Annotated in this window: 26 protein-coding genes, 2 pseudogenes and 1 other annotated feature; of the genes and pseudogenes, 13 read left to right on the top strand and 15 right to left on the bottom strand. The window is 68.7% G+C overall.

Going from position 1 to position 24358, the window contains the following annotated elements; genetic code table 11:
• The 7 genes and pseudogenes from K338_RS25275 to K338_RS26280 all read right to left on the bottom strand — a co-directional run.
• Positions 1 to 555: pseudogene (locus tag K338_RS25275) on the bottom strand (transposase); the annotation flags it as partial.
• Positions 140 to 274: a sequence feature (AL1L pseudoknot), on the bottom strand. Its footprint overlaps the pseudogene before it by 135 nt.
• The gene (locus K338_RS26285; protein ID WP_245542991.1) at positions 450 to 1334 is read right to left on the bottom strand and encodes an integrase; all 885 of its coding nucleotides are present in this window, start codon (positions 1332 to 1334) and stop codon (positions 450 to 452) included. The gene K338_RS26285 and the pseudogene K338_RS25275, both read right to left, overlap by 106 nt.
• A 210-nt stretch (positions 1335 to 1544) precedes the next feature.
• Positions 1545 to 2264 carry a DUF3800 domain-containing protein gene (locus K338_RS0116050; protein ID WP_211218250.1) on the bottom strand — a complete coding sequence of 240 codons (720 nt, stop codon included), beginning with the start codon at positions 2262 to 2264 and terminating at the stop codon, positions 1545 to 1547.
• Positions 2245 to 3168, bottom strand: a complete 924-nt coding sequence (locus tag K338_RS0116045; protein ID WP_022919182.1) for a restriction endonuclease — start codon at positions 3166 to 3168, stop codon at positions 2245 to 2247. Before K338_RS0116045 ends, K338_RS0116050 begins: the two co-directional genes overlap by 20 nt.
• Positions 3165 to 4244 (bottom strand): restriction endonuclease subunit S, encoded by a 1080-nt coding sequence (locus K338_RS24745; protein WP_022919181.1) that lies wholly within the window; start codon positions 4242 to 4244, stop codon positions 3165 to 3167. The genes K338_RS0116045 and K338_RS24745 overlap by 4 nt, the downstream gene beginning before the upstream one ends.
• Positions 4241 to 5119: an HsdM family class I SAM-dependent methyltransferase gene (locus K338_RS23360; RefSeq protein ID WP_245542990.1), complete on the bottom strand. Its 879-nt coding sequence runs from the start codon at positions 5117 to 5119 to the stop codon at positions 4241 to 4243. Before K338_RS23360 ends, K338_RS24745 begins: the two co-directional genes overlap by 4 nt.
• Before the next feature lie 137 nt (positions 5120 to 5256).
• Positions 5257 to 5583, bottom strand: a pseudogene (locus K338_RS26280) (type I restriction-modification system subunit M N-terminal domain-containing protein); the annotation flags it as partial.
• Positions 5584 to 5698: 115 nt separating this feature from the next.
• Here K338_RS26280 and K338_RS0116030 point away from each other — a divergent pair.
• From K338_RS0116030 to K338_RS23355, 3 genes are all read left to right on the top strand, one after another.
• The gene (locus K338_RS0116030; RefSeq protein ID WP_022919180.1) at positions 5699 to 6322 is read left to right on the top strand and encodes a DNA polymerase ligase N-terminal domain-containing protein; all 624 of its coding nucleotides are present in this window, start codon (positions 5699 to 5701) and stop codon (positions 6320 to 6322) included.
• Between the two features lie 120 nt (positions 6323 to 6442).
• On the top strand, positions 6443 to 7693 hold the full coding sequence (locus K338_RS0116025) for a calcium:cation antiporter (protein WP_022919179.1): 1251 nt from the start codon (positions 6443 to 6445) through the stop codon (positions 7691 to 7693).
• Between the two features lie 45 nt (positions 7694 to 7738).
• Complete coding sequence (locus K338_RS23355) at positions 7739 to 8203, top strand: VOC family protein (protein ID WP_022919178.1); 465 nt, start codon at positions 7739 to 7741, stop codon at positions 8201 to 8203.
• A 19-nt stretch (positions 8204 to 8222) separates the two neighbouring features.
• Here K338_RS23355 and ligD (K338_RS0116015) read toward each other — a convergent pair whose 3' ends face one another.
• From ligD (K338_RS0116015) to K338_RS23350, 3 genes are all read right to left on the bottom strand, one after another.
• Positions 8223 to 9131, bottom strand: a complete 909-nt coding sequence (gene ligD, locus K338_RS0116015; protein WP_022919177.1) for a non-homologous end-joining DNA ligase — start codon at positions 9129 to 9131, stop codon at positions 8223 to 8225.
• The gene (gene ligD / locus K338_RS0116010; protein ID WP_022919176.1) at positions 9131 to 10078 is read right to left on the bottom strand and encodes a non-homologous end-joining DNA ligase; all 948 of its coding nucleotides are present in this window, start codon (positions 10076 to 10078) and stop codon (positions 9131 to 9133) included. The genes ligD (K338_RS0116015) and ligD (K338_RS0116010) overlap by 1 nt, the downstream gene beginning before the upstream one ends.
• A gap of 85 nt (positions 10079 to 10163) precedes the next feature.
• Entirely contained in the window at positions 10164 to 11444 is a 1281-nt protein-coding gene (locus tag K338_RS23350) for a glycine betaine ABC transporter substrate-binding protein (protein ID WP_084481364.1), read from the bottom strand.
• Positions 11445 to 11639: 195 nt separating this feature from the next.
• Between K338_RS23350 and K338_RS0116000 the strand changes: the two genes are divergently transcribed.
• The 4 genes from K338_RS0116000 to K338_RS0115985 all read left to right on the top strand — a co-directional run bounded on the left by K338_RS0116000 (position 11640) and on the right by K338_RS0115985 (position 15484).
• Positions 11640 to 12305, top strand: coding sequence for a hypothetical protein (locus tag K338_RS0116000; protein WP_157612552.1), 666 nt, complete (start codon positions 11640 to 11642; stop codon positions 12303 to 12305).
• Positions 12302 to 13240 carry a hypothetical protein gene (locus K338_RS0115995; RefSeq protein ID WP_022919173.1) on the top strand — a complete coding sequence of 313 codons (939 nt, stop codon included), beginning with the start codon at positions 12302 to 12304 and terminating at the stop codon, positions 13238 to 13240. Before K338_RS0116000 ends, K338_RS0115995 begins: the two co-directional genes overlap by 4 nt.
• Positions 13241 to 13282: 42 nt before the next feature.
• A complete protein-coding gene (locus tag K338_RS23345) occupies positions 13283 to 13702 on the top strand; it encodes a DUF2255 family protein (protein ID WP_169579578.1) in 420 nt (139 codons plus the stop codon).
• 219 nt (positions 13703 to 13921) lie between these two features.
• Entirely contained in the window at positions 13922 to 15484 is a 1563-nt protein-coding gene (locus tag K338_RS0115985; protein ID WP_169579577.1) for an HNH endonuclease signature motif containing protein, read from the top strand.
• On the opposite strand, the gene K338_RS23340 is transcribed toward K338_RS0115985, so the two are convergent.
• Positions 15470 to 16627: an alpha/beta hydrolase gene (locus K338_RS23340; RefSeq protein ID WP_022919170.1), complete on the bottom strand. Its 1158-nt coding sequence runs from the start codon at positions 16625 to 16627 to the stop codon at positions 15470 to 15472. The two genes, K338_RS0115985 and K338_RS23340, sit on opposite strands and share 15 nt — an antisense overlap.
• A 123-nt stretch (positions 16628 to 16750) precedes the next feature.
• Here K338_RS23340 and K338_RS24740 point away from each other — a divergent pair, with 123 nt between their 5' ends.
• Together K338_RS24740 and K338_RS24735 are read left to right on the top strand one after the other, a co-directional pair.
• Positions 16751 to 17119 carry an NAD-dependent epimerase/dehydratase family protein gene (locus K338_RS24740; RefSeq protein ID WP_051154916.1) on the top strand — a complete coding sequence of 123 codons (369 nt, stop codon included), beginning with the start codon at positions 16751 to 16753 and terminating at the stop codon, positions 17117 to 17119.
• Positions 17104 to 17325 (top strand): hypothetical protein, encoded by a 222-nt coding sequence (locus K338_RS24735; RefSeq protein ID WP_051154914.1) that lies wholly within the window; start codon positions 17104 to 17106, stop codon positions 17323 to 17325. The genes K338_RS24740 and K338_RS24735 overlap by 16 nt, the downstream gene beginning before the upstream one ends.
• Here K338_RS24735 and K338_RS0115970 read toward each other — a convergent pair.
• The 3 genes from K338_RS0115970 to K338_RS0115960 form a co-directional block, all read right to left on the bottom strand.
• Positions 17315 to 18097 (bottom strand): class I SAM-dependent methyltransferase, encoded by a 783-nt coding sequence (locus K338_RS0115970; protein ID WP_022919169.1) that lies wholly within the window; start codon positions 18095 to 18097, stop codon positions 17315 to 17317. The genes K338_RS24735 and K338_RS0115970 overlap by 11 nt on opposite strands.
• Positions 18098 to 18122: 25 nt before the next feature.
• Positions 18123 to 20066: a metallophosphoesterase family protein gene (locus tag K338_RS23330; protein ID WP_022919168.1), complete on the bottom strand. Its 1944-nt coding sequence runs from the start codon at positions 20064 to 20066 to the stop codon at positions 18123 to 18125.
• A 290-nt stretch (positions 20067 to 20356) separates the two neighbouring features.
• The gene (locus K338_RS0115960) at positions 20357 to 20710 is read right to left on the bottom strand and encodes a VOC family protein (RefSeq protein WP_022919167.1); all 354 of its coding nucleotides are present in this window, start codon (positions 20708 to 20710) and stop codon (positions 20357 to 20359) included.
• Positions 20711 to 20762: 52 nt separating this feature from the next.
• Between K338_RS0115960 and K338_RS0115955 the strand changes: the two genes are divergently transcribed.
• The gene (locus K338_RS0115955) at positions 20763 to 21290 is read left to right on the top strand and encodes a GNAT family N-acetyltransferase (RefSeq protein WP_022919166.1); all 528 of its coding nucleotides are present in this window, start codon (positions 20763 to 20765) and stop codon (positions 21288 to 21290) included.
• Positions 21291 to 21371: 81 nt separating this feature from the next.
• Here K338_RS0115955 and K338_RS23325 read toward each other — a convergent pair whose 3' ends face one another.
• Positions 21372 to 21935 (bottom strand): hypothetical protein, encoded by a 564-nt coding sequence (locus K338_RS23325; RefSeq protein ID WP_022919165.1) that lies wholly within the window; start codon positions 21933 to 21935, stop codon positions 21372 to 21374.
• Between the two features lie 232 nt (positions 21936 to 22167).
• On the opposite strand from K338_RS23325, the gene K338_RS23320 reads away from it, so the two are divergent.
• From K338_RS23320 to K338_RS0115935, 3 genes are all read left to right on the top strand, one after another.
• Positions 22168 to 22434, top strand: coding sequence for an SHOCT domain-containing protein (locus K338_RS23320; protein ID WP_022919164.1), 267 nt, complete (start codon positions 22168 to 22170; stop codon positions 22432 to 22434).
• A 90-nt stretch (positions 22435 to 22524) separates the two neighbouring features.
• Positions 22525 to 23664 carry a sensor histidine kinase gene (locus K338_RS0115940; RefSeq protein ID WP_022919163.1) on the top strand — a complete coding sequence of 380 codons (1140 nt, stop codon included), beginning with the start codon at positions 22525 to 22527 and terminating at the stop codon, positions 23662 to 23664.
• Positions 23661 to 24311, top strand: a complete 651-nt coding sequence (locus K338_RS0115935; protein ID WP_022919162.1) for a response regulator transcription factor — start codon at positions 23661 to 23663, stop codon at positions 24309 to 24311. Before K338_RS0115940 ends, K338_RS0115935 begins: the two co-directional genes overlap by 4 nt.
• Positions 24312 to 24358 lie beyond the last annotated feature (47 nt).

Genomic DNA, 24358 nt, shown 5'->3' with positions numbered 1-24358 from the left:
GGTGAGCTGCCTTCCACAGTTTCCGCACTCCGTAGACGCGGTAGTTCTCCTCCCACAGCGCCCGCAGCATCGGCCGCAGTTCGACATCCCGCACGGCCCGCGCTGACGGGGTGCGGGTCTTGGCGGCGTAGTACGTGCTCGGAGCCACCTGCAACACCCTGCAGATGGGCTCGACCCCGAGCCGGCGACCAGCCACCACCTCGTCCTTGATCGCCTCGATGAATACGACTATCTCTTCGATGGGCGGTCGAGCTCCGCCGCGAAGAAACTGGCAGCCCGCCGCAGAATCTCGTTGGTTCGGCGCAGCTCCCGGTTCTCCTGCTCCAGCACCTTGAGCCGCTCGGACTCCCCGGTGCTCACCCCCGGCGCCTGGCCATCGTCGATATCGGCCTGCTTGACCCAGGTCCGCACCGACTCCGCCCCATACCCCAGCTGGTCGGCGACCCGTTTCACCGTGCCCCGAGACGTGCCCAGCTCGGCCCGCAACGTGCGCACCATACGCACCGCAGCGGCCTTCTCCTCCTCGCTATACCGACGCGACGTCGGCCCAGCCACCTGCTTGCTCGCCATGACTCCATCCTCGCTTCAAAGCTCAGGAGTCTCCACCGAACCCAGTACGGTTCAGTCGCGGCCTGTAGCGCGGACAGCACGTGAACCTGGGCGTTGTTACGGATGCTTCGAGTGAAGACCCAGCCGGTGTGCACGTCGGTGAGGTTCACGCTGCGGGCGAACTCACCCTTGAGCGTGGGCCCACAGTGGGCCACGGTGTCGACCTCGAAGAACCCTGGCTCGTCCTCGACCTCATCGCCGGCCCTGCGGACCTGGATCGAGGTCCGCAACAGCGGACCTGCCTTGGTCGTGGGTGTGCCGCTGATGGCGTCCTTGGCCTTGACCGGAGCCAGGTACCGGTCGATCGTGGCCGCGCTCATCGCCAGCAGCTCGGCGCGCACCGACCGGCTGTACCTGCCCTCAGGGTCCGACCCGCCGATACCTCCCGGGACGAGTTCGCCGTGACGCTCCAGGGCCTGGAGCTGGAGAGCCATCGAGGCCGCCAGGTACTTCCCACACTGGCCCCCGCTGGCGGCCCACACCCGCGCCAAGACCCGCCGGGCGTCATAAGAGAACTTGTCCGCCCGCTTCCTCCTGCCCACCCTGGCGACTTCGCGGCCCGCCCCCGGCGCCCGCTTCGCAGCCGCCACCAACCGCCGCCGGGCGTTGTCCCGCGACCACCCCGTGACCGCGACCACCTCATCGAGGACCCGACCCTTGTCCTTCTTACTCGCCCGCCCATACGCCTTCGCATACCTCGTAGTGATCTCCGCACGCGAGGCCATCGACAACCCACTTCCCATGCCCCCAGCGTCACGCCGATTTCGCGGGCACTCCTACATGAGGCACCGAGGACGTTTCGCGGGCATCTTTCGTGAGTCTCGTCGGCTACTTGACCTCGCCGGAGGATCGGTCATACTTGAGGTGAGCCGGTGACAAGAGGTCCAGGGGACCGCTTCTGGAGTAACCAGATAGCCGGCTCGCCTCACGCCCAGCTACGGCGTCCCCCACGGCTTGAAAACTGACTTCAAGGTGGGTTCTACGCACCGCACGTGCCACGGACTCGTCCGTCCAAGGAGTACCCGTTGCGTGCTCCACAGTCCGTAGTCGGCAACTTGGATGCCCCACGAACTAGGCGCATCCCAGACGCAGGGCACCACAGTGCGGTCGGTAGCGATCTGGCTGCACACCGCGCGAACAGCTTGGTAGCTTGCAGCACGTTTGGCATTCGTCTGCAGGTGACCGGCAATCACGAAGACTTCGTCCCCTGCGCAGGAGACTTGCCGCAAGATCTCCTTGAAATGCAGGTAGATCGCTTGCTGGTAGAGGTAGACCGGACCTCGCTGCTGCACGCGAGCATAGGCGTTCTCCTTATAGAGGAAGGTCGTGTCGAACCGCGGTGCCTGATGGGCAATGACATCGAACATCGCATTGCGGGTACTTCGACTGTCGTTCTTCGCATGAAGTCCGTGCTGCACCCGGACGCCCTTCGCCTCCAGCTGGGTTCGGAGCTCCAAGCCTGCCCACAGGGCCTGAGAGTGCTCGCCGCGGTACGTCGCGGTGCCGATACCGAAGTATGGCGCGTCACTGCCGTATCCAAGATCGCCGGTTTCGTCGGCGTACATGTACACACGCGCCATCACGAGCTCCCCAAGCATCGACTCAGCACGGTGCTTGCGCACCTGACGGACGAGATCATTCGAAGAAGTCCTCATCGACTTCGACGATGTTGACGGTGCGCTTGGTCTGCACGCCGACGCCGTAGCGGATCATCAGGCTGGCGAGCCGGGCGCCGTCGATCAGGACCACTCTGGTCGGCACAGAGCCGGCGTACTCCTGTGCGCCGCGGCTGAAGCGGGCAGTGGTGATGAACACGCCTTGGTTGGCCTGATTGCCGTGCAGTGCGCCGACGAAAGCCTGGATCTCCGGTCGGCCAACAGCGGCGTCCAAGGCATAGCGCTTGGCTTGCACGTAGATGCGGCTCAGACCGAGGGCGTCTTGGTCGACGATGCCGTCGATGCCGCCATCGTTGGAGAGCTGGGTGCGGGTGGCGTGCCCCTCGGCGCCGCCGTAGCCCATGGCAATGAGCAGGTCGAGCACCGCCTGCTCGAAGAAGGCTGGTTCGTTCGCGTGTAGGCGACCAAGCAGGTCCGCGGCAACCTCGGCATGGATGCGCGAGACGCCGTCCTCGATCTGTTCGATCGGATCGACGACGGCAGAGACCTGCTCGTTGATCTGGGTTGCCGCCCGATGACGAGCTTCCTCTAGCACTGGCTCCCAGAATGGTTTGAAGATCCTGTGGGCCGTGGACGCGTCGTTGATGCCGTCGGGGTGGTCAGCGAACCAGCTGCGCCCGGCATCAGTGATGCGATACTGCGCGCGGGCAGGGCGTTCTACCCAACCCGCTTTCGTCAGATGTGTGAGTGCCCAGCCCACGCGCCCATCGGCACGATTGCCGCCAGACTCAAGGGTTTCGGCTCGCGCCTCATCGCTAAGTCCAGAAAGATCCAACGAACGACGGACGACCTCACGGCGCGTACGTGTTTCGCCGTCGGACAAAACCTGGAGCACCGGCCGTACGAACACGGGCCAGATCGGCACTTCGGACACATCGCTCATAGTTCTCCTCGAAACGCGCGGGACTGCAGGGAGGCAAAGAGCTCGTCGTCAGCGGCGACTGCGCGCTCGGCTAGAGCATGCTGATGCCGAGACTTGATTACCCGCTCGGAGAACTGCAATTGCGTTGATCGGTCTGCGACGGGAATCGGGGTGGCTTCGAGGACTGCGGTCTCTAGGCGCTTGGTGCCATGTGCTGCGGTTGCCACGCGGGCAAGGAGCCACTGCGACTTGGCCCGCAAGGAAGCAGCAAGAAAGTCCACATCAAGATCCTTGCGGGGTAGCACTGCCTTGAGGTCCTGATTGATCGTCGATGTCACACGCAGGACCGAGATAGGCAGAGTATGCGCGAGAATCATCCCGCGGACAACGAGGGCAACCGAGTCTGGTGGAAGCAGCCTTAGGTTGGTCTCTGTTGGTACCTTCTCAGATATGTGGTCCTGTGCATCGGTCAGATCTCGCCTCTTCAGATCCTTTGGACTAAACCAAGGGAGTTGGCCGTCCCAGAACTCCGGTCTGCTCTTGGATGGCGTACCACCGCTGTAGAAGGTCGCGAGTTCCCCCAATGTAGTGGTCGGTCGACCCCGGTCGCCGAACATGTCGTGGAAGATCGCCTGGGTGAGGGAGTCGAGGTGGGCGAGGACTTGGCGACGCTTGGCGCGGAGCGCGTCGGCGTGGTCGAGGATGGCGGCGATGCGGCGCTGCTCTTGGAAGGGTGGGAGGTCGACCTCCAGGCGGTACACATCGTCGCGGTTCAGCCCGGGCACTGCAGCAGACTTGTTCATCGTCTCCATACCGAGCGACCTGAGCATCCAGTACATCCAGCGACGATCGAGATCCTCGCGCTTGGCTTTGACGAAGTAGGCCGTGTCGATCGGCCACGCCGATCCGTCGATCCAGGTCACGCTGCCGATGCTTCCCTTTCGGCCGACCACGATGGTGGGCGCGTCCGTTAGGCCCTTGGAGTGTCCGCCGACAACGCCACCAGAACCGACGACCGGCACATCACCACCATCCCGGTCAGACGCCGTGAGAGCCTTGCCGTACGACAGTTCCAGGATCTCTCCGACCGTTGTCACTGCAGCATCGCCTTCAGCTCATCCATCCCCTCGGCGATCTCGCCGTTCAGCTTCTCGATGTCGGCGATGATCTCCAGCGGCGGGCGGTGTTCCACCTCGTCGTAGACGATCTCCTTATACCGGTTGATGGACAGGTCGTAGTCCTGCTCGATGATCTCTGCCTTCGGCACGCAGAACGACTGCGCCGTCCGAGCCCGCTCTCGCTCCGTCGTCGTGCGCTCGGCCCATCGCTTCCGGACGTCGTCCAGATCGTTGGTCTCCACCGGATTGCGCTTGTCATCCAGCGAGAAACCGTCCGCCTGCACGTCGTAGAACCACACGTGGTCCGTGCCGCCGGAGTCGGTCTTGGTGAAGAACAGGATCGCGGTCGACACTCCGGCGTACGGCCGGAACACACCGCTGGGCAGCTTGACCACACCGTCCAGCTTCTGCTCCTCCACCAGCGTGCGCCGCAGCGTCTTGTGCGCCTTCGACGAACCGAACAGCACACCGTCCGGCACGATCACGGCCGCCCTTCCCCCGGACTCGAGCAGCCGCAGGAACAGCGCGAGGAACAGCAGCTCGGTCTTCTTCGTCTTCACCACCCGCTGCAGATCCTTCGACGTCTCCTCATAGTTCAGCGAGCCGGCGAACGGCGGGTTAGTGAGAATCAGCGAGTACTTGCTGTTGTCCTCACTCGCCCCTTGCGACAGCGAGTCGCGGTAGCGGATGTCCGGCGACTCGATCCCGTGCAGCAGCATGTTCATGCTGCCGATGCGCAGCATCGTGCTGTCGAAGTCGTAGCCGTGGAACATCGACCGATGGAAATGGCTGCGCTGCTTCGCATCCCGCAGCGCGCTGGGGTGGTGCTCGCGCACGTACTCGCTGGCTGCCACCAGGAACCCGCCCGTGCCGCACGCCGGGTCGCAGATCCACCGTTGGTGTCCCGGTCCGCCATCGGGATGTCGTCGAGCATGTCGACCACGCGGCTGAGCAACGCCGCTGTCGGGATCGTGAACCGCGCATCCTTCATGTGCTCGCCGTAGGTGGACTCCTCACCACCCAGCTGCCGCAGGAACGGGAACACTTCGTCGGACACCGTCTGGTACATCTGCTCCGGCGCCAGGTCCTTGAGCCGACCCCAGCGAAGATGGGTCTGCCCGGGCAGGAACACCGGGTTCTCGAGCGGCTGCTTCGTGGCGCGCGCCTTCCCCTCGGCGAGGGTCTGCAGGTCATCCAGACGGCGCATGAACAGCAGGTAGGTGATCTGCTCGATCACCTCCAGCGGATTGCTGATCCCCCCGGACCAGAAGGCGTCCCAGACGCGATCGACCTTGCTGCGCAGCTCACCTGTGATCACGCGTTCAGGGTAGTAGGTACCGACGACATCAAGTTGCTGCTCCACCGCTGAGCCATGCCCGTGCACATGCGCACCCGCCCCGCGAATGTGAGGCTGGGTCCAGGAGGCAGCCACTATGGCCGAGGACAAGCTCAGCGACTACCGCAAGAAGCGGAGGGGCTCGCGCACCGATGAACCCGCGGGCGCCGGCAAGGACCGCCGCTCTGGTTCGTCGAACCGCGGCGGGGGCTCCAGGGGCGGCACGAAGCAGCCCCGCTTCGTGGTCCAGCGCCACGACGCCTCCAGCCTGCACTTCGACTTCCGGCTGGAGATCGACGGTGTGCTCGTCTCCTGGGCGGTGCCCAAGGGCCCCTCGGTGAACTCCGCGGACAAGCGGCTCGCGCACCGCACTGAGGACCACCCCCTGGACTACGTCGACTACGAGGGGCGGATCGAGGAGGGCTACGGGGCCGGCACGGTGATCGTCTGGGACACCGGCGGCTTCGAGAACCTCACTGAGACCGCCGGCGAGCCGGTCAGCGCCGGGGAGGCGCTGGCTGCCGGACACCTCAAGGTGGAGCTGTACGGCCAGAAGCTCACCGGCGCGTTCGCGCTCACGCACACGAAGATGGGTGGGGACGAGGCGAACTGGATGCTGGTGAAGGTGGACGACCACGGTGCGGACCGCCGTCGAAAGCCCACTTCCACACAGAACGAGTCCGTGCTCACCGACCGCACCAACGCCGACCTGCAGGAGTGAGGCGGCTCACCATCCGTCCCGGCCAGACCGGCTACCCTGGTCAGGCAGCACGCGCGCGACGGGACGACCCGATCGCCGAAGTACGAACGGGGACGACCTCGTAGAACACAGGCATCACCGATGTCCGCTCTTCTACGCTCGATCCTCACCCCTGCCGCCCTGGCCCGGCTCGCCGTCGGCTGGAGCGCCGTCCTCGTGATGGCCCTGGCGGCCCCGCTGCTGACGCCGCCGGTCCCGGCGCTGCTGCTGATCGCGCTCCTCGCGGCGATCATCGCAGTCATCCTCGGCTGCGCGTTCGGCGTGGTGGGTGAGGCCGAACACCTGGCCCGCCGCCTGGGTGACCCGTATGGCTCTCTGGTGCTCACCCTGTCCATCGTGACCATCGAGGTCATCCTCATCTCCGCGGTGATGCTCGGCCCGGGTGTGCACACCACGATCGCGCGGGACTCGGTGCTGGCGGTCTCGATGATCATCCTGAACCTCGTGGTCGGGCTGTGCCTGCTCGTCGGCGGCCTGCGGCACGGCGGGATGAGGCACAACCGCACGGGCACGTCCGCCTACCTGGCGATGATCGTGGTGCTCGCTTCCCTCGCCTTCGCGCTACCTGCGGTGATCGGCGTCGACGGTTCCTACACCCCGGCACAGGAGATCCCGATCGTGCTGCTCACCGTGGGCGTGTACGCGTTCTTCCTGTTCCGGCAGATGGGCGCTCAGGCCGGAGACTTCCGCGAGGTCGACCCGCGCGTGACCATCGGGACGGCGGAGCTCACCGGGGCAACGCAGCTCGCCGGGGCAACGGAGCTGACCCGGGCAACGCAGCTCGCCGGGGCAGGCGAGCGCACCAGCATGACGGCGGAGCTCACCGGGGCAGCGGACCCTTCTCCGGCGCAGGGCATCCGCGAGGTGCTGGCTGAGCACCGGGGCGAGGTGCTGCTGCGTCTCGGCCTGCTGGTCACCACAGTGCTGCCGATCGTGCTGCTCTCCCAGCACATGGCCGCCCTCCTCGACGACGGGCTCGGCCGCCTCAGTGCCCCGACCGCCCTGTCCGGGGTGCTGATCGCGATGATCGTGTTCCTGCCGGAGTCGATCACCTCCGTGCGCGCCGCCCTGGGCGGGGAGATCCAGCGGGTGAACAACCTGTGCCACGGCGGCCTGGTCTCCACGGTGGGCGTGACCATCCCGTCGGTGCTGGTGATCGGACTGCTCACCGGGCAGCAGGTGGTGCTCGCGGAGTCCCCGGTGAACCTGCTGCTGCTCGGGGTGACCGCGGGGCTGTCGGTGACCACCTTCAGCGCACGCCGAGTGACCGCCATGCACGGGGCCGCGCACCTGGTGCTGTTCGCGGTGTACGGGCTCGCCCTGTTCTCGTAGCGTCCGACGATTGACGCGCAGCCGTGGGTTCCGCACTGTGGAGCTATGGCAAACGGCACATCCGCACCGGTCACGAGCGGCTTCACGATCCAGCTGTACGTACCCGCCCAGGCGACTGCTGCAGCACGCGAGTACTACGTGGACCTATTCGGTCGTGAGCCGGACTTCCAGCCGCATGACGACTTCTTTGAGTGGGCACCGGTCGACGGGCAGGAGTGCTGGGTCCAGGTCGCAGCGCACCCCGAACCCAGTCCGCTGACGAACCGGATTCGGTTCCGCGTGCTCGATCTGCAAGCTGCGGTGGCCTTTCTCGATGATCGCGCCATCGTGCACTCACAGCCTTCGCAGCTTCCAGGAGTCGTCGCCTTCGTGAACTTCACGGATCCCTGGCACAACCGGCTCGGCTACTACCAGGACCTCGTGCCGTCCGGGCTCCAGCAGGAGCACCTCGGCACATCCGTGAACGACGCCTCCCAGTTCACCAGTGTTCCGGGCGTGTCCGACAGCTGAGAAGCCTGGGGATGCTCCCTCAATCGGTCAGCCGACGCAGACGTTCTGCTGCCTTGGTCAGCGTCTGCCGGCGGCGCCCGATGCCGGCCCAGGGGTCGTCGATCTGCGCCAGCCGACGCTTGATCGACCTGATCGTGTGCCCACCCGGCGCCACCCGGGAGACCTCGTCCCAGCCGATCGGAGTGGCGACCGGAGCGCCCGGGCGGGCCCGGAGCACATAGGGAGGGACCGCCGTCTGGCCGTAGGCGTTGCGCTGGATGTCCACCAGCACCCGCTCCCCCCGCTTGTTCTTGCGGGCCTCGAGGGTGAGCAGGTCCGGCGCCCGGGCGATGAGCACCTGGGCGAAGGACCTCGCGAACTCGCGTACGCCGTCGAAGTCCCGCTCCGGACGCAACGGCACGAGCACGTGGTACCCGCGGGACCCGGTGGTCTTCACGAAGGAGGTGAGGCCGATCTCGTCGAGCAGCTCGCCGACCGCAGTCGTGGCCCTGCGCACGGCGGCCAGGCCCGGCACCGACGGGTCCAGGTCGATGATCAGCTGGTCCGGCTGGTGCAGGTGCTCGGCAGTGGCCAGCCACACGTGCGGGGTGAGGCAGGCCTGGTCGGCGAGGTAGACCAGGGTGCGCTGGTCCTCGATCGTCACCTGCTGCTGCGCCCCGTCGGCAGTGTCCACCTCCACGCGGGTGACGAAGTCCGGGAAGTGGCCGGGCACCTTCTTCTCGTAGAACGAGCTGCCCTCGATCCCGTCCGGGAACCGTTGCATGCTGATCGGCCGGCCGCGCAGATGTGGCAGCATCGCCTCGGCCAGGTCGGCGTAGTAGCCCGCCACGTCCGCCTTGGTGACCGCCACAGCCTCATCGGTGGCCGGGTACATCTCCTTCTCCGGCCTGCTGATCCTCACGCCGGCGATGGTGATCTCCCTGCTCATCACGCCTCCCGGACCACGTCGCGGGCGGCCTTGTCGGTGCGCAGGCCCTGGAACCGCGGGTGGCGCAGCTGGTTGGCGGAGGTCCACTCGGTGAACGCCACCTGGGCCACCAGCTCCGGACGCACCCAGTGCACCCCGACCGAGGGCAGCTTCCCCCGGGTGCACGGCGAGCTCTTCACCTCGAGCCCGGTCAGCCGGGAGTGCAGATCCTGCAGCACCTGCTCAGTGAACCCGGTGCCGACCTTGCCGGCGTACACGAGCTCCTCAGACCCACCCGACCGGTCGTAGTAGCCGAGCAGCAGCGCACCGAGCGCTATCCGGGTTCCCTCCGGCTCGGTCCAGCCGACCACCACCAGCTCCTGACCCGCCTCGCACTTGAACTTCAACCAGTCCTTCGTGCGGCCGCGGGCGTAGGCGGCGTCCGTGCGCTTGGCGATCAGCCCTTCCCAGCCGCGGCCGCAGATCTGCCCGAAGTACTCCTCACCCGCGTTCCTGCGGTGCGGGGTCCAGCGAACCGGGTCGGTCCACTGCAGCAGCGTCCGCAACCGGCGCTTGCGTTCGGTGAGCGGCTCGTCCCGCACGTCCTGGCCGTCGAGGCTGAGCAGGTCGAACACGTAGTAGTACACCGCCACACCGGTGGCCCGGGCGCGGCGGGCGTCGGAGACGTGGATACGCGGCTGAAGCCGAGCGAAGCTGGTGCGCGACCCGGAGAAGGCGACCACTTCGCCGTCCACGATGAAGTCCGCCCCTGCCCCGGTGAGCGCATCTGCCACCTCCGGGAACGCCGTCGAGGCATCGTGCCCGCTGCGGGAGTACAGCCGGGCGGATCCGCCCTCACGCACAGCGAGGCAGCGCTGACCGTCCAGCTTCCGCTCGTAGATCCAGCCGTCGGCCCAGAACCGCTCATGGCTGAGCGTTGCGAGCGCAGGTTGCGGCGTGCTGGCCATCTGGGCCTCCTGTCTCCCCGGGGCCGGAGCGGCACTCCTCCCGGCAGGATGCGACGGCGGGATCGGCCCTGCAACCGGAGATCGTTCAGGACAGCGCTTCGCAGACGACGTCCGGGGTCTCGGCCAGCCACTGCTGGGCGCCGGCAGGGTCGCCTTGGCCTGCGTCGGTCAGCGCAGTGTTCACCATCGAGTTCACCTGCTCGGCCGTGAGGGAGATCTCCGTCAGGCAGGCAGCCAGCTCCGGCTGGTCGACAGAGAAGCCATCTCTGGCGTAGGCATGGATCGACTCGGGCTCACCGAACGCGGCCTCCGGATCCTCCAGGAACCGCAGCGGCAGCTCGTCCAGCGCCCAGTGCGGCGACCAGAAGGTGGCGGCGACGTTCTCCCCGGCGTCCACTGCCTGCGCAACGTCCTCCAACAGGTCGGCGGTCGAACCGTTGCTCACCGTCAGGTCTTCCAGACCGTATGCCGGCACCGCCTCCTCGTTCGTGAGCCACACCAACCCGGATTCTGCCTCGATACCGAGGATCTCGCCGTCGAACTCCTCAGCATGGTCAGCCAGCTCTGCCAGCGAGGTGATCGGCGCGTCCTCGTTGACCACGATGCCCATCCGAGCCTCGTCGAACCAGCTGCCCAGATCCTCCAGGTCCTCACCATGCTGGTCGATGTACTCCTGGTTCGAGGGAACCCAGGACCCAAAGCTCATGTCCACCTCCCCGTTCGCCAGGGCGGCGTAGAGGACGCCAATGTCCGGAAGCTCGACGATCTCCGCCGCATAACCGGTCGCCTCCAGCGCCTGCGCCCACACCTGCGAGGCGGCGACGGTCTCGTCCCAGCCCTGCGGGACGCCGATGCGCACCGAGGCGTCCCCGGCCGTGCCGCTGTCGGGGCCGGTTCCATCGTCTGCTGCGCCGTCATCTGCTGCCGCGGCCTGCTCCTCGAGCTCGGAGACCTGCCGCTCCAGCTCCGCGATGCGGTCGCGCTGTTCCTGCACCTCCGACGCCGTGACCCCACCACCGAGCACATAGAAGCCACCAGCGAAGCCGGCCACCCCACCCAGCACCAGGGCGAGGAGGCCAGCCAGCAGCAGGTGCCAGGCACGCAGGCCAGTGCGCGGCGATCTGGGTGCACCGGGTGGGTGCGGCTGGCCAGGGCCACCGCCTGGTGGGCCGCCATAGCCCGGGCCACTGCTCGGTGGGCCGCCGTGGCCCGGGCCACCGCCGTAGCCCGGTGCGCTACCATACGGCGCCCCCGGAGGCTGGCTGCCATGCTGGGGAGCGCCGTAGGCCGGCCAGGAGCCAGCTGTGGGGTACGCCCCCGACTGGGCCGGGCCATAGGAGCTCGGTGCATCGGGCGGGTGCGTCATCACAGAGTCCAAACGTCAGCAGGTGCCGAGGCACTGGGGGACTCCATGAACGCGCGGGCCCCCGGCCGCTTGCGAACATCCGAGGCATCGTAGCGTGCCGATCCGGGCAGAGCACAACGGGAGACCCTGCGCCGGGGTGGGCGGCGGACACCCTCGGCCACCTGTCGGCGGGTCCGCCAGTACGCGAGAAGATAGGTGACCATGACCGTGGTGGACTGGTGGGCTCAGGTGCTCGGCGCCGCGGGTGACGTGTGGGCACTGCGCGCACCCGAAGTGCTGGAGCTCGGCCCACGGGCGTCGATCCCGGTAGCTGCTGGTGTCGCCGTGCTGGCTGGTATCGCCACGATGATCGGGCACACCGTGGTGTTCGCCATCAACCGGGTGACCGGCCTGCGGATGGCCGCCGGTATGGCCCTCGGAGCGCTCTACCTCACCGTGCTGCGCAGCCTGACGGCTGTGGTGATCGCGCTGCTCGCCCTGACCGTCACCCGTGGGGCGGTGGACGGCGAGCTGCTGGCGGTGGTCTACCTGCTCGCCGTGGCTCCGCACCTGTTGGCGTTCCTGGTGTTCATCCCACACTTCGGTCTGGTCATCGGCCGGCTGCTGGAAGTCTGGACCCTGGTGTGCCTGGCGGCGCTGCTGGTGCACGTGCTGGCGATCGGCCGGCTGCCGGCGGTGGCGATCGCCGGTGCGGCGTGGCTCACCGGCCAGCTGCTCTCCCACCTGCTGGCCAAGCCGCTGGCGGTGGTCTCCTCTCGTGCCTGGTCTATGGCTACCGGTCGGGACACGTTCATCACCAGCCAGGACATCCTCGCCGGCGCGCCGTTCGTGCCACTGCAGCGCGAGGAGCCGACGACATGATCGAACGGGCCTTGCTCGCGGTGTTCGCCGTGCTGGTGCTGCTGGCGTTCCTGGCGCCGATCGAGTCGTTGCGCTGGTGGTCCCGCCGTCGAGATGAGGTCACCCTGGGATCGTTCGCGCACCCCGCGGCCGACGACGGCGCAGCCACCCAGGTGCAGAACGCTCACCTGTTCGTGGTGTACCTGTCCGGGATCGGCACCGTCGATGGGCTGAGCGGGTCGCGACGAGAACGGGCCGTGCTGACCGCTGTGGCCGAACGGGTGCCCGATGCTGTGGTGGCGGCGGACGTCTTCCCCTACGCCGTGGAGAACCGCGGCCTCACCCAACGTGCCACCACCTGGTTCTGGGGCCGGCTGCACCGGTGGCAGCGTGTCCCGGTGGCCGCCTGGCCGGCCAAGCTCATCAACGTGCGCAACGCGCTGCGCGTGCTCGTCTCGGCCGACCCACGGTACGGACCGACGTTCAACCTGGCCGTGGCCCAGGAGATCACCCGGTCCCTGACCCGGCACGGATACGACTGGTCGGCCCGGCCACCGGTGACGGTGATCGGCTACAGCGGCGGCGGGCAGATCGCGCTCGGGGCGAGCGGGTACCTCGCGGCGCTGGACATCCCCACCTCGGTGGTGTCCATCGGCGGGGTGCTGAGCAGCGACCCGGCACTGAACCGGGTGCAACGGCTGTGGCACCTGTACGGGTCGCGGGACCGGCTGCAGCTGCTCGGACCAGCGGTGTTCCCCAGCCGATGGTGGCTCTCCCCCCTGTCCGCATGGAACCGGGCGGACCGGGAGGGTCGGATCACCCGCCGTCGGATCGGCCCGATGCGGCACATGGGCAACGGCGACTACTTCGACCGGCATCACCGGACAGAAGACGGCACCAGCTACCGCAACCTCACCGTCGACGCGCTGGTCGAGGTGCTCTCGCCACACAGGTGACCAGATGGGAATACCCCTGAGATGCCAGACCCTTGCACGGGTATGAAGTTTGACGAGTTGCGCACGATGTTGGCGAGCACCCCGGTCGTAGCTCTGGTGACTACGCGCAGGAGCGGCGACCCCGTCGCGACACCGATCTGGACGATGGTGATCGATGGCGTCCCCTACCTGCGATCCGCCTTCGGGCCCGGTTCATGGTGGTACCGACACATCCGAGCGGGTCGCCCGGTGGCGTTCGCGCTCGGTGATGGTGCGATCGCCGAGCGGGACCGTGCCGCAGCACTGGCGCTACCGCGCGTCCCGGTGGCCGTTGCCGGGGTCTCCGGCGAGGACGAGGTGCAGGACCGGATCGACGCGGAGATCCTGCGCAAGTATGCCGGCGCACCTCAGTCATCGATCGACGCGATGCTCAGTGCCGACGCCCGTGGCTGCACGCTCCGGATCGAGCCTGCGACGACCTGAGCGATCGTGCTGCGCGATCGTGAGCGATCTAAACGTTCGCCTGCTACCACTTACCACCGACATTTCCACGAGCACAGAACCACATCTACTCAAATCTGTGGAAATCTTGTCGCTGTCCACATTTCATCACTATCGCGTGTCGAGGCTCGGTTCGCTGCACCTTATTTCGTAGAATGTTTGTACGAGCAGAGCCATAGGAGCACGGGGAGGTGAACAGTGGTGACAGATTCCGTCGATGAAGCAGCCGCTCCGCCGGAGGTGTCGCTGGGCGCTCTTCTGCGGGCCGATCTTCCGGTGCAGCTCGCCGCTCTGGAAGCCCTCGGTGAGGCGATCGCTGGTGCGGACATCCAGGACGAACGCGACCGCTACTGCGGGCCCGAGCTCGGCGAAGCAAGTATCCGCGTCCACCGGATCTGCTCCCAGCTGACCGGTAAGAGGTATCAATGGCTGCTGGCCGAAGAAGCCGACGGCCGCTGGGCAACCTCCGCATTCCGCCCCCGCACCTTCGCCTCCCACGTGGCCCAGTCCCACCACATCTCCTACGCCAACGCCAACCACACCATCCGCCGCGCTCGTCAGCTGCGCGACGAGATCCCCCGCTTCGGCGCGGCCCTGCGCGCCGGGCGGGTCGGACCCGACCACATCGAGGCACTGGCCACCACGGCACTGACCTCACCCACCCGCATCGCCGCCCTCGCTGAACCGGTCGGCAGCACCGAGTCCGAAGGTGGTGACACTCCCGCTGTACCCGACAACGACCCGGACGACGCTGCGTCTACGGCAGGCGACGACTCCTCAGACCCGAGTGCGCAGCACAGCCAGACGGTGGAGGACTTCCTGCTCGAGCAGGCTCGGCAGCTGACGGTCAACCAGGTCCGCCGCCTGGGCCACCACTTTGCGCGTGTTGCCGACCCGGAAGCCGATGAGCGCGGTTACCGCGACGCCAAGCAACGTGAGTACGTCGAGCTGGTGCGCACCCTGGACGGCTGGCACCTGTCCGGCTTCCTCACCGAGGAGAACGGTCGACTCATCCGCACCGCGATGGACGCTGTGATGAGCCCGCCTGCACCAGACGACGAGCGCACCGGCGAGCAGCGCCGCGCTCAGGCTCTCGCGGATGTCGCGCATCTGGTTCTGGATCAGGGCCTGGCCGGCAACCGTGCGTCCGTGCGGCCGCACCTGGGGGTGCTCATCGGAGCCGCCGAGCTCGATCAGCTGCTGATCAACGCTCACGAACCCGACCCGGGCACTCCTGACGCCGCACGCTCTGCTGGTGCCTCGTGGGAGACCCCCGCACTCGCGGACCTGGCCGGCATCGACTGGGCCGGCCGCCTGCGCGAACAACCGCCCACTTTCGACGACGGCACCGGCCCCGTACCACCGGCACTCCTACGCCGGCTGGCCACCTGCGGTGGCATCTACCGTGTGCTGTTCTCACCCGAGGGCGAGATCATCAACCACGGACGAGAACGCCGACTGTTCACCCCCGCCCAACGCCGAGCCCTCATCGCCCGCGACAAAGGCTGCACCTGGCCCGGCTGCACCGCCCCACCAGTGATCTGCGAATCCCACCATGCCCGCATCCACTGGGCCGACGGCGGACCCACCAACACCGCAAACGGCGCACTGCTCTGCTACCACCACCACGCGGTGGTCGACGCCCGGTCGATCAGCATGACCCGCCGCGACCACCGGTGGATCTTCACCCGACCAGACGGCAGCCTCATCAACCGGGACCTCCATCCGCCTGGGGAGCGAGGCATCTGGTCAGACACCGGATGAGGGCACCACGTGCCGGGAGAACTCGGCGGCCGCGGAAGGCTCCGCAGGCCGGGAGAGCTCAGCGAATCGTTCCACCGCATCCATCACCGCACTGAACCGCGGCGAGTGGAAGAAGTCGAAGTTGTGGTGCGTCCCGGGCAGCAGCGCACAGGCGACCGGTGCCTGGGACACCGCACGCAGCTTCTCGGCGAACGCGCTGACATCCTCGTGCAGCACCAGCGGATCCACCCTTCCGTGCACGATCAGGAACGGCGGAGCGTCCGGGGTCAGGCACTCCAGTGGTGACCGCGGGCCAGGACCGGTCCCCACCCCACCGTAGTAGCCGTAGAGCCCGATCACCCCAGCGACGTCTGCCCCGGTCAGGGCCACCGTGGACGCGAGATGGGCACCCGCTGAGCCACCCGCCAGGAACACCCTGCCCGGGTCACCGCCGTGGTCGCCCGCCCGCGCCCGCAGCCAGGCGAGCGCGGCGCGGGTGTCCGCCAGCTGCTCGGAGTAGTCCCGGCCGAGGCGGTAGTTCGCACTCGCCACCACCCAGCCCTGAGCAGCCAACCGGTAGAGCAGCGGGTGGGCGCCGAGGGCCTTGCTGCCGATCCGGAAACCGCCGGAGTGCAGGTACAGCAGCACCGGCGCACCTGTGCCGCCGCTACCTGACTGGCCCAGCTGCGGGCGGACGGTGCTCCGAGCCACGTAGAGGTCGATGCGCCGGCCTCGACCGGGACCGTAGTGCTGGTTGGCGATGCGGCGCACGTCCGGTCGCCAGGACACGAACGGCACCAGCAGGATGCGCCACCACACCGGGCGGGTGTAGCTCGGCGCTGCCGCCGAGCCGAACGCCTCCACCAGGGCCGCGGAGAGAGCACCCCGTGCCAGACGCATCCGCAGGCCCAGCCGGGCGAGCACCGCCAGGTCCAGCAGGATGATCACGACGGCCGCCCACCACACCGGCAGGTTGGTACGCAGCTGGAGCACCGCCGTCGTACCGGAGAGAAGCCAGTACAGCCCGAGCACCGGGTACTCGTTGATCCACCACCCGAATGCGAACTGCAGGTTGAACGGCATGCTGTGCCGCGGGCGCGGTGGGTACAGTGCCAGGCCCGCGTGCAGACCGACGATCAACGCGGTCGTCAGTGCGCCAGTCATGTGCTGCTCCTCGGTCCGGGATGGTGACCGATCCAGACTGGCGGCCGGGCCCGTCGAGCACATCGGCCCTCCGGCGGGCCCAGCACCGCCATTGGTAGGGGGTGCGGGCGTACGATCGCAGGGGTGGAGGTCCTCCTGGTCGGTGCAACGGGTGTGATCGGTCGCGCCCTGCTCCCGGTGCTGCTCGACGACGGCCACCGGGTGACCGGGACCTCCCGCTCGGCAGCGGGCGCGTCGCGCATCGATGCCCTGGGCGGAACAGGCGCCGTGCTGGACCTCTACGACGAGTCGGCCGTGCACCGGGTGCTCGACCAGGTCCGCCCGGAGGTGCTGATCAGCCAGGTGACCGACCTGCCGGACGATCCGGCGCAGCTGGCTGGCTCCCGGGCCGCGAACGCCCGCGTGCGCCGGGAGGCCGTCCCCGCCTGGTCGCTGCTGCCGCCGAGCGGGGTGTGGTGCACATCCTGGTGCAGAGTGTGGCGTGGCCGCTGACCGGTGCCGGGGCACAGGCCGTGGCCACCATGGAGCAAGCCACACTGGATGCCGGCGGCACGGTGCTCCGGTACGGCCAGCTCTACGGCGAGGGCACGTTCCACCCGGTCGCACCGGACGGGCCGGCAGTGTCGGTGCAGACCGCTGCCGCACGGACGGCGGGCCTGCTCAGTGCCGGCTCCGGCATCGTGACCATCACGGACTGACGTCCCCGCCGGGCCGGCGCGCATACAACCGGTAACGCCGCTGGGTGATCCGGATCGAGGTATGCTCCGCGAGCTGACGCAGCGCCTTGCGGTGGTCGTCCACGCGGAAGTCCGGAACGTCCCAGGGCACCAAGCCCAGGTACACCACCAGCGCCTCCACGTCGGCGAACGTCATCCGACCGGCCCACTCCTGCGCCTCGTCCACCACCAGTCCGGCAGCGGTAGCAGCCTGGCGATCGGCGTCCAGGCGCACGTGTGGGTACTGCATCTCGCCGCCGAACCAGTCCCGCAGCTCCTGCGCGTCCCGCCCGTCGACCTGCTGGTCCAGCAGCACCCCACCCGGGGCGAGCACACGCGCCACCTCGGCGAGGTCCACGGCCTCGTGGCGGCACATCACCAGGTCGAGGCTGGCGTCCTCGAACGGCAGCCGGTCCCCGGCCTCGGCATCGTAGGACAGCACCGGTACACCGATCGGGGCCAGGTTCTCAGTGGCCACCGGCACGTTGGGCGGCCAGCCCTCAGTAGCGGTCAGCAGCGGACGCTCCTCCTCCGGCAGCCCACCGAGAAGGCGCAGCACCCGCTCCCCACCACCGGTGCCCAGGTCCACCGCACGCCGGGAGCGGCGCAGGGCAGCGAGGCAGTCCGCCTCGAAATCCCACGGAGGATCGTCGGCAGTCAACCGACCGTCGAGCACGGAGAAGTCCCAGCCCCGCATCTGTGCCCCGGTGTGGGCGCGACGGAGGCGGTCAAGGTCGTCACCGGCTCCCGTCACCGCCTGTCCTCAGTCATCAGCTGTCCTAGCCGTCTCCCCGGTCGCAGGATGCCCGCTCGGCCCGAGGGGCACCATCACTGCCCAGATCCACCTGCACCACGTCGTCGTACACACGCCGTTCGGTGCGCACGAGCTGGTAGTTCTCGTCCAGGACCGGGAACACGTACACCGGGCTGAGCCTCAGCTCGGCCCCGCACCGGGTGTTGCGCAGGTCCATCTGCAGGTGCCCGTAGTGCAGACCACCATCGACGAGCTGTGGGTTGCCGTTGGCGTCCAGCTGCCAGGTCTCCGGCTCGTCCGCCGAGGCCGACCACTGCGAGTGGGTGTTGAAGTCGATCGGCACGTACTCGCCGTCGTCGTTCTCGGCGAGCTGTTCGCCGCGCAGGCCGTCCGCGGCCACGCCCACGTCGTAGACGTTCAGGCCCACGCCGTCGCCGTCCTCGTCCACCCAGGACCGCTCGAACATCTCGTCGTGGCCGGAGATGACGGCCGCCACGCCGTACTCCTCGAGCATCGGGGTGTAGGCGCGCATCGCCACGCCGGACTGGTTGTCGGCGTAGTCCTCGTGGTTCGGCGGGGTGCCGTGCACTCCCGAGGAGTAGGCGGCGTGGTGGAACTGCACCAGGATGATCTGGCCCTCCTCGCGCGCGTCGGCGAGCTGCTGCTCCGCCCAGTCCCACTGCGCGTTGCCCGGGTCCATGTTCGGCAGGTCGGTGTCGGCCGGGCTGGCGTCGAACACTTCCGCGTAGGCCTCGGCGTACTCCTCAGCGGTGAAGCTTCCCTGGGTGTCGGTGCTGAGCCGTTCCGGGGTGAGGTTGGCATCGTCACCGGAGAACGGCTCCCCGGTCAGCACCCCCTCGTCCAGGTTCTCGTCCGGGACACCGTTGGTGGAGTCCAGGGTGATCACGGTCAGCGGCCCGTAGTCGAGCCGGTAGTAGGAGTCCTGGTACTGCGGGTTGCCAGCATCCCCGGGGGTGCTGAAGTAGTCGTGGTAGCGGTTCCGGGCGATCACCGACGGGCTGCGGTCCTCCGGGGTGCCGTACCCGTCGTTCAGGGCAGCGAAGGTCTCCCAGTTGCCGATCGCGGTGACCAGCGGCGTGGTGGCAGCGAACGTGCCGTACTCCCCGGCGAAGTGCCGCCAGAACTCGTCCCACGCCGGCTGGTAGCCCGAGCCCTGGGTGAGGTCGCCGGTCACCAGCAGCAGGTCCGGGTCTTCCTCGGCGATGACACCGAGGTTCTCCACCAGTGCCCGTTGCTGGGTGATCGGGTAGCGCAGCGTGAACTCCTCGTACCGGGTGGTCGAACCGTGCGTCTGGTCCCAGAGCGACCCGGGGCCTGGCCGCGGCACGGAGTCCGGCGTGTAGCCGTCCGGGTGCAGCTCCCACTCCCGCTGCTCCACGGTGCCGTAGGGCTCGGTCTCGGTGTCGGAGAATGCCGCGAGCCGCAGGTGCTGCCACTCGTCCGCCGTGGGTGCGGTGCTGAACCGCCCCCGGAACTGCTCACCGCCCTGCTCCACGGTGTACCGGTAGGTGTGGTCCGGCCGGAGACCGTCCACGGTGACCGTGTGCCGGTAGCTGTCGTTCGACCACAGCCAGGACCCCTGCTCCAGGCCCGGGATCTCCTCGCTGAGCTCAGCGTCGGTGTACTGCATCAGGTCCAGGTACTCCGGCTCCGAGGTGAGGTCCGCGGGTCCACGCAGGCCCGGTCCCACGACCCTGATGGTGCCGGGTTCGTCGATCTCGGAGACCCAGCTGATCGTCATCTCCTCGCTGGCGGGGTTCTGCAGGTAGGGCAGCACCCGGAACCCTGGTGCGGGTTCGGCGGCTCCGGCTCCCGCGGCAGAGGTTCCCGCATCGTCCTCCGCCCCCTGGCTGGCTGTGCTGCCGGGTGGGGCAGCCGTTGCTGTCGTTGCTGCCAGTGGCAGGACAGCCAGTCCCGCGACCGCCGCTGCACGTGCCCACGTCCTCATGGTTGCTCCTGCTTCTCCCCGTAGAGCCAGGCCCGACCCGAGCGTTGCCGGCCGCGTCCGGCGCTGTGTCACGACGACGGAACCGTGCCGTGGCTGGCAACGTAACAGCAGGTGCCACCACTGTCACCCCCTCGACCCCGGCGACCACCAGGACCACACCGGCCCACGCCGTCGACCCGGCCAGCAGCAGCAGGAGCGCGGCGAGGATCGCCAGCACCAGCTTGCCGATGAGCCGGTACGGGTGCGACAGCCGTCGGGGCGCCCGCGGGGGTCTGGTCGGCCCGGGTCGGTCACCGTGCCGCCTCGACCGGCGGGCCGCCGATGCCGATCTCGTTGCCGTCCGGATCGGTGAACAGGAACTTGCGGACACCGTTCTCGTAGGTCTCCCGGTGCACCGGTTCGATGCCGTGCCCGGCAGCGGCAGCCACGAACGGTTCCGGGTCGGCCAGGAACAGGGTGACCATAGCGCTGCCGGCCCGCTCAGGAGCAAGCTCCACGTACACGTGCCGCCGCTCGGCCAGGGTCCACACCTTCTCGGTGTCGTTGGGCAGGAACGACTCGGCGCCGGCGAAGAGTCGGTCGTACCAGGCCACGGCGCGGTCCAGGTCACCTACGGCGACCCCGGCGAACAGGTCCAGCTCCATGATCGTCCTTCCTCGGCTGCGCATCGACGGGCGGTGCGACAGACTGTCCCATATGGCGGTGACGATCCGACAGGGCAATGACGTCGATGCCGAGCGGCTGAGCGAGCTGCTGGTTCGCAACCGCACGTACTTCAGCACCGGCCAACCGGCATTGCCCGAGGAGTACTACACCACTGCCCACCAGGCACGGGTCATCCGGGCGGACGCGGAGAGTCGCGCAGCGGACCGGAGCGCCTTGTTCCTCATCGAGGCCGACGGTGTGCTGGTGGGTCGGGCGAACCTGAGCGCGATCATCCGCGGTGCGTTCCAGTCGGCGAGCATCGGTTATCTGGTGGATGAAGAGCACACCGGTCGGGGCATCGCCACGGCGGCCCTGCGACAGCTCACCGGCTACGCCTTCGACGATCTCGGGCTGCACCGGCTGCAGGCGGAGGTGCTCCCGGACAACGTCGCCTCGAAGCGCGTGCTGAGTCATCTCGGCTTCTGCCACTACGGCACCGCTCCGCACTATCTGCGGATCCAGGGCCGGTGGCAGACGCACGACCTGTACCAGCTGATCAACCCGGCGCCCGAGAGCTGACCAGTCCTTCCAGCGGTGGACGGCGGACCCGCCGTGCGTTCCTGGCCGCACCGGGGCGAGCAACGCACGTGGGGAAGGGGCTCAACGGTTCCTGCGTGGCAGGCGCCCCCAGGGCTTGTACACCGCCAGGCCGGTGGCCAGGCCCAGCACGGTCAGGGAGACCGCCGGGGGGAAGAACAGCCAGATCACCTCGGCCCTGCTACCGGTGCTCCCCGTACCGGTCGACCTGCTGACCGCTTCCCCGTGCGCCACCACCTCAGGCATCCGCGGCTGCAGCGCCACCACGATCAGCACGCACAGCACCACGGTGAGGACCAGCTTGACCAGCACCCACCAGTACCGCACCAGACCCCACCGGGTGGCCAGGCCCAGGAGCAGACCGGTGGCCAGGCAGACCAGCGCCACGACGAGCATCGGAACCACCGCGAAGGTGCCGAGCGCACGATAGGCGAGTCCCGCCGTCGAGCCCTGACCGAACCACCCGACCAGCACGAGCACGGCGACGATGACGTCGATGCCCACCCAGGCCCCGGCGGAGAGCAGGTGCGCCACCAACACTGCCTTGCGCAGCGGTGGACGTAGGTGCGACCGGCTGTGGTGTGAGCGTGCGCCGGCGGTGGTCGGAGTGGGAGTGGTGGTGTTCATCCCAGCAGCCTCGCCGCTGGAGCGGGCAGCGCCATCCGCTCGCTGGCGCAGCTCCGGCTACGTCGGTGGACGTACCCAGGTCTCCCGCCCGCCCCGGTGGACCGGCCGGAACGTTCACCCCTACGCTCCCGGACGTACGCCAAGAGCCGCTCCGGGACGGTCTCGCTGCAGCGCCGACAGCAGCATCGTGGAGTCGCTGGCACTCCCGCCGGCACTCGCGAAGGAGAGACTCATGGTCGACACCACCACTACTGCCCTGATGCTGGCCGACGGGCCGTGGCACCACCTGTCCGGTCCGCCGTTCCCGTTCTTCCTCATCCCGCTGGTCTGGTTCCTGCTGCTCGCCGGGATCGTCACGGCAGTGTTCTGGAGCCGCCGCCGGCGTGAGCTCCGGGCCGGTCTGCGTGCTGGTGAAGCGGTGCTGGCCGAACGGTTCGCGCGGGGCGAGATCGGCCCGGAGGACTACGCCGCACGGCTGCGGGTGCTGCGGGCGAAGTGAGCCGCGCGGACACAGCTCAGCACAGGGAGGGGCTACGTTGACTGCGGGACCCAGACTGCCCCCGAAGCCCCAGGAGGGGGTGCAGCACCAGTGACGCGAGCCGCGATCCCGCCCGGTTCCCTCCGCGGGTTGGTCGTCGACGGCCTCGTGGCGGCAGCGGTGGCCACGTTGACGTTGGTCACACTGCCGTTCGTAGGCTCCTGGCAGCAGCATCCCGGCCGCCCCCACCTGGGGGTCAGCGTGGTCGGGCTGGTCCTCCTCGCGGCGGTGGCCACCACGCTACGGCGGCGCTGGCCGGTACCGGCGATGCTCGTCGCCGCTGCTGCGACATCGCTGTACCTGGTGCTCGGCTACCCGTACGGGCCGGTGTTCGGCTTCCTGGTGCTCACCGTGTACATGGTGGCCCGCCTGGCGCCACTGGGCGGGGCCGCCGCCTGGTGCGTGCTCGCGCTGGCGCTGCTGGCGGTGCACCTGCTCACCGGCGCGTCGATCGGCCTGGCGGGACTGGTGCCGGCGACCGCCTGGGTGGCGGTGCCGTTCTCGGTCGGGGCGGCACGCCGGGCCGTCGCCGGAGCGGCGGTGCGCGAACGGGAGGCGGCCGACCAGCGCCTGGTCGATGCCGAGCGGCTGCGGCTGTCCCAGGAGGTGCACGACGTGGTCGGCCACGGGCTGGCGGCGATCCAGCTGCAGGCGGACATTGCGTTGCACGTGCACCAGACGCAGCCGGAGCAGGCGCAGGAGGCGCTGCGCCGGATCAGCCGGGCCAGCGGTGCGGCGCTCGACGAGCTCCGGGCAGTGCTGGCCGCTGTGCACCCGGAAGGCGGTGGTTCCACAGCCCCCACACCCGGGCTCGCCCAGGTCGATTCGCTGGTGGACCGGGTCCGGCTCACCGGTGTGGAGGTAACGCTGCAGACCACCGGCACACCGAGCCCGCTGCCGGCCGCCGCTGACGTGGCCGCCTACCGGGTGCTCCAGGAGGCGCTGACGAACGTGGTGAAGCACTCTCCGCACCCGGCCGCCAGAGTCAGCATCGAGCACCTGCGCGAAGCGGTCCAGCTGACCGTGACCAACCAGGCGCTGGCCGCGGGTGAGACCGTGGGGATGGGCATCTCCGGGATGCGCCGCCGGGTGCTGGCCGTGGGCGGGGTGCTGCACGCCGGTCCGGACCGTGACCGCGGTACGTACACCGTGCGCGCCCGCTTCCCCCGAGCACCCAAGGAGGACCTGTGATCTCGGTGCTGCTGGTCGACGACCAGGACCTGGTGCGGATCGGGCTGCGCACGCTGCTGGAGAACGAGGAAGACCTGACCGTGACCGGGGAGGCGGCCGACGGGATCGCGGCGGTGCAGACGGCCCGGGAGCAGCGTCCGGACGTGGTGCTGATGGACATCCGGATGCCCGGGATCGACGGTCTGGAGGCGACCCGCCGGATCGTCGCGGACCCGTCCCTGGCGCGCACACGGATCCTGCTGCTGACCACGTTCGAGCGGGACGAGTACGTGTTCCAGGCGCTGCACGCCGGGGCGAGCGGGTTCCTGCTGAAGAACACCCCGCCGGGAGGGCTCGTGGATGCGGTGCGTACGGTCGCCGACGGCGGAGCTCTCCTCTCCCCGTCCGTCACCCGCACGCTCATCCAGGAGTTCACCCAGGCCGCGCCGCGGCCGGTCACGCCGCACCCGCAGCTGGGGGCGCTGACCGACCGGGAGCGGGAGGTCGTCGGCCTGGTGGCGCAGGGGCTGACCAACTCCGAGATCGCCGACCGGCTGGTGCTCAGCCCGGCGACCGCGCGCACGCACGTGAGCCGGGCGATGGTCAAGCTGGGCGCGCGGGACCGGGCCCAGCTGGTGGTGTTCGCGTTCCAGTCCGGGCTGGCGTAGGACGCGAAACCAGACGCACCACGAAAACGAGCAACGGACCTCCAGCT

This window comes from Ruania albidiflava DSM 18029 (genome assembly GCF_000421225.1).
In the GTDB taxonomy this organism is placed as follows: Bacteria; Actinomycetota; Actinomycetes; order Actinomycetales; family Beutenbergiaceae; genus Ruania; species Ruania albidiflava.
The sequence above is the reverse complement of the archived record's forward strand: the minus strand, read 5'-3'. Positions and strand labels throughout refer to the sequence as shown.